The sequence below is a fragment of the Thiomicrorhabdus aquaedulcis genome (genome assembly GCF_004001325.1).
GTDB classification, from domain to species: domain Bacteria; phylum Pseudomonadota; class Gammaproteobacteria; order Thiomicrospirales; family Thiomicrospiraceae; genus Thiomicrorhabdus; species Thiomicrorhabdus aquaedulcis.
Genome location: NZ_AP018722.1, coordinates 1785225 through 1799733, shown reverse-complemented (window position 1 = coordinate 1799733; position 14509 = coordinate 1785225). Strand labels below are relative to the sequence as shown.

The window sequence follows — 14509 nt, the reverse complement described above, 5'->3', positions numbered from 1 at the left end:
AATGAATTTGTTGATTGTGTTAGCGCTCACCGCCGCCTTGGCGTTTTTAAGCACCTGGTTGCTGGTGAATCGATTATTAAAAAGCCAAGCGCATCAGCTCGAAAAAGAGCGTTTAAAGTCGCGCGTTGGGCTGGCCAATCAATTTACCAAAAAAAGTGTGCAGTATTCGGGGTGCGGGTTTTGCGCCTTAGGGCGTGCGTTGGGGCCTAAAAACCACAAAGAGATTAACCTGTTGCAGCGCCAATTGATCAGCGCCGGTTTTAGAGATGATGCGCACATTGGTGCATACTTTTTTATGAAATACAGTTTGGTGTTGGTGGCCGGTTTAGTGGGCGCGCTGTTGTGGAGTTGGCAAGGTTGGTCGCCCGCAGTGATTGCCATAGGGCCGGTGGTGTTTTTGTTGTTGCCCGAGCGGGTGTTAATTTACTTGGGACAGCGCCGTTTGGGGTTAATGAGCGAACATTTGCCCGATTTTTTAGACATGTGCAATATTTGCATGAACGCAGGGCTAAGTTATTTGGTGGCGATAAAACGGGTGTCGACCGAGCTAAAAGAGCATCACCCCGAAATTTGTTATGAGTTTGATTATTTGTTAGAGCAAATTCAATTTGGTGTACCGCGTGCCGATGCGTTGCGCCAATTTGCGGCGCGTAACCCTACCTCCGAAATTGAAAATTTAGTGCAGGTGCTTATTCAAAACGAAAAATTGGGCAGTTCTATTAGCGAGGCGTTAAACGATTTTTCGCGCCGCATGTATTTAAATCGCGAACAAATGTTAGAAGAAAAAGCCGCCAAAACCTCGGCCAAAATGGCGTTGGTGATTATGCCTTTTTTGTTTATACCCTATTTGATTTTATTGTTAGGAGAGAAAATTGTGATGCTAGGCCGAGGGTTTTAAGGATGTTTTTAATGACTGGTTTTATGGGTAAATTGATTAGAGCAACATGGTTACCAGGCCTGGTCATTGCGCTGGCGGGGTGCTCGCAAACGTCGCAAAAAGAGCCTCTTGGCATTGATTACGCCAAGTTTGCCCAGCAAAACGAACCGCTTAACACCGAGTTAAACGACGCGCAAGAGTACGAATTTGCACTGGATTTAGCCAAGCTGTCGGTCGAGCGCAAACACTATTCACGCGCCGAAGGCTTGTTGCAAAAACTGCGTAAAGCCAATGGGCAAGACATTAGAGTTTATCGCCTATTAGCCCAAATGTATGAAGCGCAAAGCAAACTACCCACCGCGCTGGTGGCGTGGCAAGAGGCCAATAAACTCCCCAGCAAAACGGTGGACGACGAGTCGGAGTGGGCGCGCTTAGCTCTGATGCAAGACCAATACGCCGTGGCTGAAGCCATTTACCAGGCCTGGTTAAGTTCAAACGAAGTCAGTCGTCAGGTAAGCGGGTTAAATAATTTGGGGTTTAGCGCCCTGTTGCAAAAACAATACCCAACGGCCAAAGAGTACTTTGGTAAGGCGCTACAAAAAGACCCGCTTAACAGCAAAGCCCGCAGTAATTTACAGCTTTTAAACAGCATTACGGAGTAATGACATGAACGTAAACTTAACCGCGCAATCGCTTAAAAAGCAACATGGCTCAATTTCTATTTTGGGTGCGTTGTCTATTGTGTTGGCACTGTCTACCGCCGGCACCATGATTGAATACGGCAACGCCAAGCTGCTGGATCGCGAACTAGACAACTACGCCCGCGATGTCGCGGCCGTGGCATTGCGCTCGGAGCTGGCGATTACTAAGAATATGAAGGATAGGGCTATTACAGATGCTACGGTATCCAGTATTTTAAACACAGCCGCATTTTCACTGCCTAATCCTGAAGATTCAGGGGCGGCTTTTGATTTAGAAAAGAAAATTACATTCGGCAATATTGTTAATAATCAGTTTATTCCGCTGGAGACTTATGCAAGTAACCCAAAGGCGAGTGATGAATTTATAGAATTTAGCGCGGTAGCCGTAGAATTGTGGAGCGAAGCTAAGGGCTTTTCTGTCATACCAGGTACGCCACGTATTTTTATACCGTCAGGAAAAGCGATTTACGGTTTAAGTCAAGAAAGCGTAGAGAGTCCTGATATTGCCGCTTGTTTTTGTGACAAGCGTTACGAAATGTGCCTGGTTTCCGATATGGCTGGCGTACCAGCTTCATTTCCCGGCTCGGTAGGTGCTGTGGGTAGCCCAGCAAGGAAAAATTACTGTGAATATGGTCACGTAGATTCTCATCCTGCAAATGTGAATAAAACCAAGTATCCATCTGTTCCTCTAGCTCCTCAATGGATTGGTAAAGATAGATCGGGCAACGAGATTTTGGTTGATACCTCTACGGTACTTCCGGATGCTTTTTCTAAAGTTTTAAATCACGAACCTTTAAAAGTGAATAAGGGAGATGATCCTTTTTCTAAGAATTACTGGGATTTTTGGATGCTAAAGTGGTTCTTTGGTGGAAATAATTATTATGTGCGTGACTGGGATGGAACCACCCTAAAGCGTAGTGATTCTTACGACAATGGTTATGAATATTCTGGGGACTATTTTTATGATGGTTGGGACAAAAAAATAATGGTTCATGGTTATTTTTACGTTGGTCGGAAGGGGACTTGTGTAATGGGTACAACGGCTGCAAATGTCCCTAATATATCTGGTGGGTTGGCGAATATTAATAATGTTGCGTCATCAACCAGTGCTTCAGAAGTTGTTCGTTGTTTGAGTTATGAAAAGACTGTTGGAACTACTTCTGTTACTAAAAGCTGTGGATTTAATCCAGCGTGTTGGTTCAGCAATCCTTTTGGAACTTATGAAACCACAGCGAATGTCACTGGGTATGCGCAGCAAAGCTGTATTGACTTTAATAGTAATGAAAAAACTCGTATGAATTTCTTTCAGTGGATGATGAGTTTGTTTTTCTCGCCTTTTACTGATGTTGATACAAGTTATAAACAGTTAGATTGTAGTATTCAAAAAATGCGTTATTTTAGTATTAAGATCCCGTTTTTAGGTGGTGGCTTTACTTGGCAAATTCAATAGCCTACAGTTAACTAGACTTTACGCGGATTACTCGTTATAATCCGCACTCTTTTGGAGAACTGGCTGAGCGGCTGAAGGCGCACGCCTGGAAAGTGTGTATAGGTTAATACCTATCGAGGGTTCGAACCCCTCGTTCTCCACCAATTTTTAAGTTGTTTTAGTTATATGTGTCATCCTATTATGGTGACTCTATTTGCCCCCTCGCGACGCTAAGTTGGGAACTCCGCCAGGACCGGAAGGTAGCAACGGTACCGATTGATGCGTGCGCCGAGACCAGGTGGGTAGAGTTGCCGCCCTTAATGTTTGGTTTTCTTTTTTTACTCTCGTTTTACCTCGGTTTTTACCTCTTTCTCTTTCGTTACTTTTCGTTTTGTTTTAACTTTTTTACCTTGGTACATTAGTTTGCCTTGCAGGGTCAATTTGTGCGGATTTTAGTGTGCATTCACGTTAAAATACGGTTTCGTTTTTTAACGTGCTGGGTTTATGGTTAAGTTATAGCACTCGTTTTATACGTGCGTTGGCTGGGCTAAAACGCGCCACTTTTAGGTGACTGTCTTTATGAGTTCTTCTCGCTATACTGTTTTGGCCCGTAAATGGCGCCCTAAAAACTTTGCACAATTAGTGGGGCAAGGCCATGTTATGCAGGCGTTGTCTAATGCGCTGGATCAACAGCGTTTGCATCACGCCTATCTTTTTACCGGCACACGCGGCGTGGGCAAAACCACCATTGCACGTATTTTTGCCAAGGCGCTTAATTGTCAAACCGGCATTACCTCAACCCCGTGTGGGGTGTGTGAAACCTGTGTGGCCATAGATCAAGGACGGTTTATTGATTTAATTGAGGTGGATGCGGCGTCGCGCACTAAGGTGGACGACACGCGCGAGATTTTAGACAATGTGCAGTTTGCGCCCACGCAAGGTCGCTTTAAAGTCTATTTAATTGACGAAGTACACATGCTGTCTAAAAGCAGTTTTAACGCGCTGCTTAAAACCCTAGAAGAGCCGCCCGAGCACGTTAAGTTTTTATTGGCCACCACCGACCCGCACAAATTGCCTATAACCGTGCTGTCACGCTGTTTGCAGTTTAATTTAATGCGTTTAACGCCGCCGCAAATTCAAAATCACTTGGCGTTTATTTTGCAACAAGAGGCGTTTAAATTTGAAGACAGCGCGCTGGCTCTTATTGCCAAAAGTGCCGATGGTTCGGCGCGTGATGCGTTAAGTTTGTTGGATCAGGCGATTGCGTATGGCGCAGGCGAAGTGCTGTTTGAGCCAGTGCAAACCATGTTGGGCTTGGTGGATCAGCAGTTTGGCTTGGCTATTTTAAACGCCTTGGCCTCGGACGACACCGCGCAAATTAAAGCCGTCATTTCGCAATTGGCCGCCATGGGCGTTGATTATCAAGCGTTGTTGGCGCAGTTAATTGAAACCTTGCACGCCATCGCCAGTCATCAACTGTTTGGCGACAATGTGTTGATGAGCGTGTTGCCCGACGACGTGTTGCACGATTTAAGCCAAAAAATCCCTGCCGATCGCGTGCAAATGCTTTACCAAATTGCGTTGTTAAGCAAACAAGACATGTTGTTAGCACCCGACATTCGCATTGGGTTTGAAATGACGTTAATTAGAATGTTGGCCTTTGTGCCGCTTACCGATGCCACGGCGTTGCCTGTTAATAACGCTAGTAACTCTAATAACACCCAAATCCCTAATAATGCCACGGCGGCGCCTAATCCTAACGCTAGTCCTAATCCACCAGGCCTGGTAAAAGAGGCGTTTAATCCCTTGCCTGTTAACGCGGCTAATGTCAATGCGGTGTCGGCCGAGCCTGAATTATTAAACCATTTAGACGCTCAACAAGCCTTAGCGGGGTTGGCGTCAGCGCGTTCGTTAATGGGTAAAAAAGTCGAACAGGTTGAAAGAACGCTTGCAACGCAGTCGGCCATTGAACCCCTTGTTGAGCCCATCATTCAACCACTCATTGAGTCAAATCAGGCCGCTGTGGTGAATGAAGTGGTTGAAGTGGCTGAGGTAAGTGAACCGTCTTCCTATTATGCTCAACCTCAACGGACGCAAGTTGCTCAAGTAACCCCTGCCGAGCAGGCCGCAGCCCATTTGGAAAATGCTTATGAGCAGGAAATGCCTCCGTGGTTAACCGAGATGCCTTACGAGCCAGCACCTGCCTTTAATGCGGCACCAAACCGCGAATTTGCCCCGCAACCTATGACCAGGCCTGGTGAAGTGGTCGAATCTCTACCAGAACGTTCGGGCGAAGCGATGGATCATTTGGCGCAAATTAGAGAGCGTTTAAAACAACCATTGGGAAAGTTTAATGGGGTTGCCGCCGCGCAACTCTCTGAAACTGCGCAATCGTTACAGCCTTCGCAACCCTTAAATTCGTTGGTTGAGGCCGTCGAAACCCAGGATGTTTTTCAAGAAGTGCCGGTTGAACACCCCGTACCCATACTCAGTGAGTCTGCAAGTGCGTCTATCAGCCAGCCAATAATCGAGGCTATAATCGAACCGATGTTTGAACCGGTGCTAACGCCGCCCCAAGAGCGCGCACCCATTTCTGCACATGGTTTAGATTGGTTGAACTTAATTGAGCAAATGCAATTAGACGGCATGGCGTTTGAGTTGGCCAGGCATTGCATTTTGGTACGTCAAGATGACCAGGCCTGGTGGTTAAGTGTTGACCCAGAGCAGGCTTACGCTAAAACCGACATGGCGCAGACGCGTTTGCGCGACAGCATTAAAACGCATTTTGGAGCGGCCGTGCAAGTGGACTTTGTCCAAGGTTCGCACGTGTCAGGCGAGTACAATACGCCAGCAAAGCAATGGCAAGCGCAAGCGCAGGCTAGGCAAGTGGCGGCACAAAACGCCATTATGCAAGACCCCAATATTGGCCAATTACACCAGACGTTGGGGTTAAGCGTGATTGCCACAAGCGTGCATCCGCTTTGAACAGAAAATTATAAATTAACAACACAATCAACAAAGGAAAACACTATGTTTGGTGGAAAAGGCGGTTTAGGCAATTTAATGAAACAAGCGCAAGACATGCAAAAAAACATGCAAAAAGCGCAAGAAGAAGTCTCCAACATGCAAGTGACGGGCGAAGCGGGCGGCGGTTTGGTTAAGGTGGTTATGACCGGCAAACACGAACTGCTAAAAGTCGAATTAGACGACAGCCTAATGGACGACAAAGAGATGCTAGAAGACCTATTTGCTGCCGCCGTAAACAGCGCGGCGCGTAAAGTAGAAGAAGAGAGCCAAAAACGCATGGGTGATGTGACCGCTGGCATGAACTTGCCTGCGGGCATGAAAATGCCGTTTTAAGGATTTTTGGCCGTGCAAAGTCCACTTATAAAACAACTGATTGAAGCCTTGCGGGTCTTGCCCGGCGTGGGGCCTAAGTCGGCACAACGCATGGCGTATCAGTTGTTAGAGCGTAACAGACAAGGCGGAAAAACCTTGGCAAGTGCCATAACGCAGGCCATCGAAAAGGTGGGACATTGTGCGCAATGCCGCACCTTAACCGAAGAGCCGGTGTGTGGTTTGTGCGCTTCGGTCAAGCGCAATGCCCACGAACTGTGCATTGTCGAAAGCCCGGCCGACGTCACCGTAATGGAACAATCAGGGATTTTTAAAGGCAAGTATTTTGTGTTAATGGGGCATTTATCGCCCATTGACGGCGTTGGTCCTAACGAACTGGGTTTAAATGTTTTAGAGCAGCGCTTAGCGATTGAACCGATTGAAGAGCTGATTTTAGCCACCAATCCAACGGTCGAAGGCGAGGCCACGGCGCACTACATTCAGCAAATGGCCAGCCGCTTTAATATTAAAGTGTCTCGTTTGGCGCAAGGCATTCCCATGGGCGGCGAGCTAGAATATTTAGACAGCGGTACGTTATCGCACGCTTTTTTAGCCCGCAAAACGCTTTAAATTGGCTTTAATCCGACAGGCTTCTAGGCGTTCCTAGTCCTTTGGTGGAACCAAAGACGGAAATAAATAGTTCAACATGTCGCTATTAAAGTGCAATGTAAACGGTGAGCGAACAGAGTCTTCTAAATCCTTAATCACGCCACGAGATTTTAGTTTTTTGAGGATGTCTCGAGCATGACGTTCTGTACAGCCCATTAGCTTATGCGCCTCGCTTTTTTTCATGGAGCCGTTAACCAGCAAGTTTGGCACTAATCGTATGTATTCAGGCAAAATAGGCTTATCGGCATACTGGGCGTAACGCTCGATACGCTCAAAAAGCTTATTCATAGAAAGCTTGCTACTCATAAACTCAACCTGGTCCATAGATATTTGGGTCATTAGCTCGATGAATGTAACAAGGCCTGACTCAGTGCGTTGACCTCGGCCATCGGTGTCGCCTTGCCTAATTAGGTCGGCACGGCTTAGCGCAATCTTGTAGTCATTGCTATTACGCGCTAATCCACGAGACAACGACCACAAGCCGTAGGCATCGGGAGCAATTGTTTTTAACATAGCGTCGGTTAATAGCCGCCCAATGCGTCCATTTCCATCCAAGAAAGGGTGAGTAAACATAAAGCGATGGTGTGCCGCAAAGGTTTTCATGAGCTTTATGGCGCCCATCTCGTTGTTACTGAATGAATAATGCTGTTCAAAATCACTCATTAGCCGAGGTATGTCAGAGTGTTTTGGTGCCCGGTGATTGCCCACTTCCACGGCTTGTTCCCTGGTTTCTCCTGGGATGATGGGGTACTCTTTTCCGCTGTTGTTTCTTACCACAAGCTGTTCTGGCAAAAGTTCTGTTGAACTATAAAAGGCCTGATGAATCTTCTTAACCAATTCAAAATCGAAGTGCAGGCTCGGCTCTCTTAGCCTGACTAGGTTTTGAGCATTTTGATAGGCCATAGCCGTACGCTGTTTAAGCTCACTCTCAGGATTGTCTGAATAGGTGTGTTTCATGGCCTTTTCAATGTCAGCCGGATGAGTGCCTTCGCTTTCAATAAGGTTGGAGTAGTAGTTGTTAACAAATCCAATACCGGATTTGATTTCATCAAGGATAAGCGGATGTATATTGGCACTCATAGAGCGCATACGTACATGCAGTTCATCGAGCATGGCAAGCAGCGCGGCTCTTTTAGGATGGGATTCTGATGGTAAAAAGGGGGTTAACTCATTCATAATCAAATATTCTTGTTCCGGTTTTAAAACAGATTTTATGATGTTGATTATAATATGTTTTTTTAATGTTTAAGAGTTTATGTATTCCGGTTTGTATTCCGGTAAGAAAACGTAAAAAAGTGGCTAGAAAAATCCCCGTATTTCAGGGGCTTAAGAGTTTTTTATTTTTTGTACACGTCAAAGCTTACACGCGCCACCTGCGCAGCCGTCGTCTTCTTGGTCGTCGCCGGCACCGTCACGGGTGTTGTGGTAGTAGAGGGTTTTTAAACCCATTTTGTAGGCGTACAACAAATCTTGCAGCACCAATTTTATGGGCACGCGGTCTTCGTTAAAACGTGCTGGGTCGTAGTTGGTGTTAGATGAAATAGCCTGGTCGACAAACTTTTGCATAATGCCCACCAACTGCAAATAGCCTTTATTGTCGGGAATGTGCCACAGCAATTCGTAGTCGTTACGGTGCTCTTTAAAGCCCGGAACCACCTGCTTTAAAATGCCGTCTTTAGACGCTTTAACCGACACATAGCCGCGCGGTGGTTCAATACCGTTGGTGGAGTTGGTGATTTGCGACGAAGTTTCACAAGGCATTAAGGCCGTTAGCGTTGAGTTGCGTAAGCCATGTTGTTTAATTTGCGCGCGCAAGGTTTCCCAGTCTAAGTGCAAGGGTTCACTGCATACGGTATCTAAATCTTTTTTGTAGGTGTCAATGGGCAATACCCCTTGCGAATAAGTGGTGTCGCCAAAGTATTCGCAACGCCCCAACTCTTGCGCAAGGTTTTTAGAAGCGGTTAATAGGTGGTATTGAATCGCTTCAAAGGTGCGATGCACTAAATTATTGGCCGAGCCGTCAGAATATTTGGTTTTATTTTTGGCCAAATAATAGGCTAAGTTGGTTACGCCCACGCCCAAAGTACGACGACCCATGCTGGCACGTCGCGCGGCTTCAACGGGGTAATCTTGGTAGTCTAATAAACTGTCTAAAGCGCGCACAATTAAGTTAGACAAACTGGCTAATTCGTCCAGACTGTCCAACGCCCCTAAGTTAAACGCCGATAACGTACACAACGCAATCTCACCATTGGGGTCTTCTACCGAGTTAAGCGGTTTAGTGGGCAGAGCAATCTCTAGGCAAAGGTTAGACTGATGCACTGGTGCTACACGTGGGTCAAACGGGCTGTGGGTGTTGCAGTGGTCAACGTTTTGAATGTAAATACGCCCAGTTTGCGCACGCTCTTGCGCCAGTTGAGTAAACAGGTCAATCGCTTTGACTTTTTTCTTACGAATGCTGTCATCCACTTCGTAAATTTTATACAGACGATCAAACTCTTCTTGGTCAGCAAAAAACGCATCGTACAGGCCAGGCACGTCCGATGGACTAAACAGCGTAAGTTCGCCACCTTCAATCATGCGTTGATACATCATTTTGTTGATTTGCACGCCATAATCTAAATGGCGCGCGCGGTTTTCTTCAACCCCGCGATTGTTTTTAAGCACCAACAGGGATTCAACCTCTAAGTGCCAAATAGGGTAAAACAACGTCGCTGCGCCACCGCGCACCCCACCTTGCGAACACGATTTAACCGCCGTTTGAAAATGCTTAATAAACGGAATCATGCCCGTGTGATAGGCCTCACCCCCCCTAATCTCGCTGCCTAATGCGCGAATTCGGCCAATGTTCACTCCAATACCGGCACGTTGTGACACGTATTTAACGATGGACGACGAGGTGGCGTTAATGGAATCTAAAGAATCGCCGCATTCGATTAACACGCACGAGCTAAATTGACGTGTTGGCGTACGCACACCCGACATAATGGGCGTGGGCAGGGACAGCTTAAAGAGCGAGCAGGCGTCGTAAAATTCTTTTATGTACTGCAAGCGGTTGTGCGCTGGATAGTGGGCAAATAAGCACATGGGGATGAGCATGTAGATAAACTGCGGGCTTTCATAAATTTTGCCAGTCACGCGGTTTTGCACTAGGTATTTGCCTTCTAGCTGTTTTACGGCGGCATAACCAAAGGTCATGTCGCGTTCGTGGCAAATGTAACTGTCTAATTCATTAATGTCTTTTTGACTAAAGTCGGCCAACACTTGGGGGTCGTACAAACCGTTGTGCACCATTTTTTGGATGTGCTCAAATAACGCGGGCGGAGTAAATTGGTTAAAGGCCTTTTTGCGCAAGTGATAAATGGCTAAGCGCGCCGACAAATGTTGATAGTCTGGAGCGTTTTCCGATATTAAATCAGCAGCCGATTTGATAATGGTTTCGTGAATGTCTGAAGTGGTAATGCCATCAAAAAATTGAATATGCGAGCGCAGTTCAATTTCGGATACCGACACGTTTTCAAGTCCTTCGGCGGCCCAGGTGATGACACGATGAATTTTTTCTAAATCGATTGATTCTTTAGAGCCATTGCGTTTGGTGACTTGAATGTTTTGGTTTTTCATGGAAGACGTTGAACCTGTGTATAAAAGTAATAAACTTAAAAGAGTCTAAAAAAACAAAAAATTAATTAATTCATGCGCTTAGCGTCTTAATGAAAAATTAGCCTGAGCAAGCGCGTTTAATTTTTAGTGAGATTTTTGCGACGAGCCACAACATGTAGTAACTGGAGTTCGCGGAATGTCAAAATATAGTGTATTTTAGGTTATCATGCAAGTGACGAATTTTGACATTATCTTGAAAAGTTGGGTGGTGTTCCCTGTGGAAAAGTCACTTAAGTTGCCTAAGAATCAACGTTGAAAGGGTGTGGATAACTTTGTGCAAAGGTAGAAATAAGATGCGTTAAAATTTTTCTATTGCCACTCAAAAAAAATTATGGCTGATGTTAAGTGGCATTAAGAATTAGTGAGTATTTTTTAAGTTCCAGCGGTTGTGTACCCATAAATATTGGCTGGGATTTTGGGCAATTTCGGCCTCGTAAAGTTGATGCAAACGTAAGGTGTCGGCCACATCATCGCCCGAAGGAAAATGGTTTAATGCGGGTAAAAATTCGACTTCGTATTGGTTGTTTTTTAGGCGGCGCGTAAACGTCGGCACCACCGCACACCCGGTGAGTTTGGCAATTTTAGAGGTGGCTGGGTTGCTTTTGGTGTCAACACCAAAAAACGGCACCACCACATGACCTTTGGAGCGATAACGTTGGTCGGGTAAAAAGGTCATGCTTTGACCATTGCGTAAAATTTTAAGCATTTGGCGGGTGTTTGAGTTGGCCACAGGTTGAACGTGTGAGCCGTCACCAAACGCAATGGCACGACCTTTGGCAATCAAATAATCCATTAACGGATTGTCGTGCGGGCGATACACCGCGTGGTAGTTGGTTAAAAAAGACACAAATAATCCGGTGACTTCTAAGGTGGTAAAGTGCGGCGCCAAAATTAACACGCCTTTGCCTTGTTGTTGGGCGTTATACAGGTTTTCTTGGCCAATAAAATGCACTAGCGCGCGTTCTTTAGCGGTGGCGTGGTGTTTTTTATGGTCGCCATACCAAACCATGGCCATTTCCATTAATCCGATGCCTAAGGATTCAAAATGGGCTTTTAAAATGGCGCGTTGTTCGGCTGGCGTGAGTTTGTCTAACGCCATCTGAATGTTGGCACGCGCTAAGCGACGACGTTTTGGGGCCAGCCAATACAGTCCACGCCCAAGCCATTTGCCTAGGGTAAATTTAGCGCGATTTGGCAGTGGGCTGGCCAGCTTTAACAGCCCCACACCCAACCAAATGCCCCAATACTTGGGGTGTAAAAAAGCCCATTTAAAAGCGTTTTGGCTTTGACCAGGCCTGGTTAAAGTGGTTTTTTGATTGCTTTGCGTGTTTTTAGTATTGGGGGTGTTAGGTGTGTTGGGCATCAATATCGTGTCCCTGTTGATACAAATGGGCGTACAAACCGTTTTGCGCCAACAAGCTTTGATGTGTGCCCATTTCGGCCAATTGGCCGTGTTGCAACAGCACAATTTTCTGGGCTTTTTCGATGGTGCTTAAGCGGTGCGCAATTAAAATAACCGTGCGGTTTTGTTTGAGCTTGTCCATGGCTTGTTGAATCATCTGCTCGCTCTGATTGTCGAGTGCCGAGGTGGCTTCGTCCATGATTAAAATAGGGGCGTTTTTAAGAAACGCGCGGGCAATCGCAATACGTTGACGTTGTCCGCCCGACAAACTTGCTCCATTGTCGCCAATTTGGGTGTCTAACCCCAGCGGCAGTTTTTCGATAAACTCCCAGGCAAAGGCCGCTTTGGCCGCCGCAATAATGTCGCTTTGCGCCACGTCACTTTGGCCGTAAGCAATGTTGGCCGCTAAGGTGTCGTTAAACAACACTACGTTTTGGCTTACATAAGCAATGTGCTGGCGTACATTGTTGAGTTCAAGTTGGTTGAGTGGCGTGCCGTCAATTAAAACTTGACCATTTTGCGGCTCGTAAAATCGGGTAATTAAATTGGCCAAGGTGGTTTTACCACTGCCCGATTGCCCGACCAACGCGGTAGTTTGTTTGGCAGGAATGCTCAAGTTAAATTGGCTTAATGCCGGTGCATGGCTGCCGGGGTATTGAAAGGTCACGTCTTTAAACTCAATGTGGCCGTGCGGCGCATGTAAGAGATGCGTGCCCGTATTGGGTTCGTCGGGTTGATCAAGCAGTTCAAAAATACTTTCGGCCGCTGCCATGCCCTTTTGAATGGTGACGTTAATGGTGGTGAGGCGGCGAATGGGTTCAAAAATCATCGCCATCGCGGTAATAAAGGCAATAAATTCACCGGGTGTAAATAGGTTTTGCGCCGACATTAACGAGGCGGCGTACAGCACGCCTGAAAGCGCGATGGCCGCCAACATTTGCACAATGGGCACGTTTGCCGCCGAGACTTTTACCACGTCCATGGTGTGCTTACGCAGGGTTTCGGCGGTGGTAAAAAAGCGTTGCTGCTCGTAGTGTTCGGCGCCGTAAATTTTAATCTCTTTATGGCCGTTTAAGCCTTCCTCAAGCCGCTGGGTTAGCTCACCCATGGTGCCTTGCATCTCTTTGCTTGAGTGGCGCATTAAACGGCTGGCGCGCTCAATCACAAACGCAATCACCGGGCCTATCACAATCATTAATAAGGTGAGTTGCCATGAGGTATAAAACAAAAAGCCCAGCAAGCCAATAATAATTAAGGTGTCACGAATGATGATGATCCAGGCCTGGCTTAAAGACGCGCCCACCTGCGCCACATCGTAGGTGATTTTAGAAAGCAATTTGCCCGTGGTGTAGTCGTGATGCGCCTGTTGCGGTAAGTTGTTAATTTTGGCAAACATCTGCGCGCGAATGTCCAGAATGGCTTTATGCGCCACCCATTCACTTGCCAATTTACTGGCGTATTCGGCCAGGCCTTTAATAATAAACACCAGCATAATTAACAGTGGAATCAATGTGATAGCCGTGGGGTCTTTGCCAATTAAACTGTCGTCCACCAACGGCTTTAACAGCGCCGGCATCATCGGCTCCATAGCCGCCGCAATCACCAGCGCCACCAAGGTAATCGCCACCACTTTCCAATACGGTTTTATATAGGTAAGAAGCCGTTTGTATAAATATAACGTGTGTTTATCAAACATAAGGGGTGCGTTATTCTCGTTTTAAAATTTTGTTAACCACAATATTAGCCCAGCCGGCGCTTTTAAACGATTGGTCCAATACCTCAGGGTTATAAATGTGGGTTACCCAAGTTAAAAACTCAGTTTCTGGATGTTGTTTTTGGTAGGCAAAAAATGCGTCAAAAAAGTAATCAAGCTTGCCCGTATCGGCCCAGCGAAAGTGGCCATATTTAATGCTTAGTTGTTTTACCGCTTGCTCTAACGGTTGTTGCTCAATAAAGTGCATGTAAAAAACGCTCATTAAACCAGCGCGATCCGCACCTGATTTGCAATGTATAAGCACCGGGCGCTCAACCGTTTCAAGCAGACGTTTGGCTTCGAGTACCATGTGTGGTTTTGGAAGTTTTCTAGACGACATAGGGTGGTTTATTAAGGTAATTCCTAGCTTATCGCAGGCTTCTTTTTCAAGTAGATACGAACCTGAGCTGTTGGCTTTACGCATGCTTATGACGGTTTTTAAACCATGTTTTTTTGCAATTTAGCTAGAAAAGCCGCTGAAGGATGGTTACTGCGAAATACAGTTTGGGATAGTTCATAAAAGTTTCTGTACGCCATTCTTAAAATTTCATGGTCAATTAACAAGTTGTCTAAACGTGCTTTAAGGCGGCGAAAAGGCGTGCCAAGCGGCAATTTTGAGGAGGGCATACAGGTTCTTTATAGTAGATTTAAGCGGGTCTTATTCTAACTTTTATTTGCAATA

At 46.2% G+C, this 14509-nt stretch carries 12 protein-coding genes, 1 tRNA gene and 1 other RNA gene; 8 read left to right on the top strand and 6 right to left on the bottom strand.

Features of this window, described 5'->3' with window-relative positions; all coding sequences use genetic code 11:
- Position 1 precedes the first annotated feature (1 nt).
- The 8 genes from EP181_RS08195 to recR all read left to right on the top strand — a co-directional run bounded on the left by EP181_RS08195 (position 2) and on the right by recR (position 6973).
- The gene (locus EP181_RS08195; protein ID WP_127471203.1) at positions 2 to 898 is read left to right on the top strand and encodes a type II secretion system F family protein; all 897 of its coding nucleotides are present in this window, start codon (positions 2 to 4) and stop codon (positions 896 to 898) included.
- 11 nt (positions 899 to 909) lie between these two features.
- Positions 910 to 1539 carry a tetratricopeptide repeat protein gene (locus tag EP181_RS08190; protein ID WP_172959725.1) on the top strand — a complete coding sequence of 210 codons (630 nt, stop codon included), beginning with the start codon at positions 910 to 912 and terminating at the stop codon, positions 1537 to 1539.
- A gap of 4 nt (positions 1540 to 1543) precedes the next feature.
- Positions 1544 to 3028, top strand: a complete 1485-nt coding sequence (locus tag EP181_RS08185; protein WP_127471201.1) for a hypothetical protein — start codon at positions 1544 to 1546, stop codon at positions 3026 to 3028.
- A 53-nt stretch (positions 3029 to 3081) separates the two neighbouring features.
- Positions 3082 to 3171 (top strand) — tRNA-Ser (locus EP181_RS08180).
- Between the two features lie 47 nt (positions 3172 to 3218).
- Positions 3219 to 3315: signal recognition particle sRNA small type (gene ffs, locus EP181_RS08175), an RNA gene on the top strand.
- 271 nt (positions 3316 to 3586) lie between these two features.
- Positions 3587 to 5992, top strand: coding sequence for a DNA polymerase III subunit gamma/tau (gene dnaX / locus EP181_RS08170; protein ID WP_127471200.1), 2406 nt, complete (start codon positions 3587 to 3589; stop codon positions 5990 to 5992).
- Between the two features lie 45 nt (positions 5993 to 6037).
- On the top strand, positions 6038 to 6367 hold the full coding sequence (locus tag EP181_RS08165; RefSeq protein ID WP_127471199.1) for a YbaB/EbfC family nucleoid-associated protein: 330 nt from the start codon (positions 6038 to 6040) through the stop codon (positions 6365 to 6367).
- Positions 6368 to 6379: 12 nt separating this feature from the next.
- Complete coding sequence (gene recR, locus EP181_RS08160; RefSeq protein ID WP_127471198.1) at positions 6380 to 6973, top strand: recombination mediator RecR; 594 nt, start codon at positions 6380 to 6382, stop codon at positions 6971 to 6973.
- Positions 6974 to 7006: 33 nt separating this feature from the next.
- Here recR and EP181_RS08155 read toward each other — a convergent pair whose 3' ends face one another.
- The 6 genes from EP181_RS08155 to EP181_RS12485 form a co-directional block, all read right to left on the bottom strand.
- The gene (locus tag EP181_RS08155) at positions 7007 to 8092 is read right to left on the bottom strand and encodes a Fic family protein (protein WP_172959724.1); all 1086 of its coding nucleotides are present in this window, start codon (positions 8090 to 8092) and stop codon (positions 7007 to 7009) included.
- A gap of 273 nt (positions 8093 to 8365) precedes the next feature.
- The gene (gene nrdA / locus EP181_RS08150) at positions 8366 to 10633 is read right to left on the bottom strand and encodes a class 1a ribonucleoside-diphosphate reductase subunit alpha (protein ID WP_127471196.1); all 2268 of its coding nucleotides are present in this window, start codon (positions 10631 to 10633) and stop codon (positions 8366 to 8368) included.
- A gap of 397 nt (positions 10634 to 11030) precedes the next feature.
- Positions 11031 to 12035: a lysophospholipid acyltransferase family protein gene (locus EP181_RS08145; protein WP_127471195.1), complete on the bottom strand. Its 1005-nt coding sequence runs from the start codon at positions 12033 to 12035 to the stop codon at positions 11031 to 11033.
- A complete protein-coding gene (msbA, locus tag EP181_RS08140) occupies positions 12019 to 13770 on the bottom strand; it encodes a lipid A export permease/ATP-binding protein MsbA (RefSeq protein ID WP_127471194.1) in 1752 nt (583 codons plus the stop codon). The genes EP181_RS08145 and msbA overlap by 17 nt, the downstream gene beginning before the upstream one ends.
- 10 nt (positions 13771 to 13780) lie before the next feature.
- Complete coding sequence (locus EP181_RS08135) at positions 13781 to 14251, bottom strand: protein-tyrosine phosphatase family protein (protein ID WP_232023391.1); 471 nt, start codon at positions 14249 to 14251, stop codon at positions 13781 to 13783.
- A 14-nt stretch (positions 14252 to 14265) separates the two neighbouring features.
- Positions 14266 to 14454 (bottom strand): hypothetical protein, encoded by a 189-nt coding sequence (locus EP181_RS12485; protein WP_232023390.1) that lies wholly within the window; start codon positions 14452 to 14454, stop codon positions 14266 to 14268.
- Between the last annotated feature and the right edge of the window lie 55 nt (positions 14455 to 14509).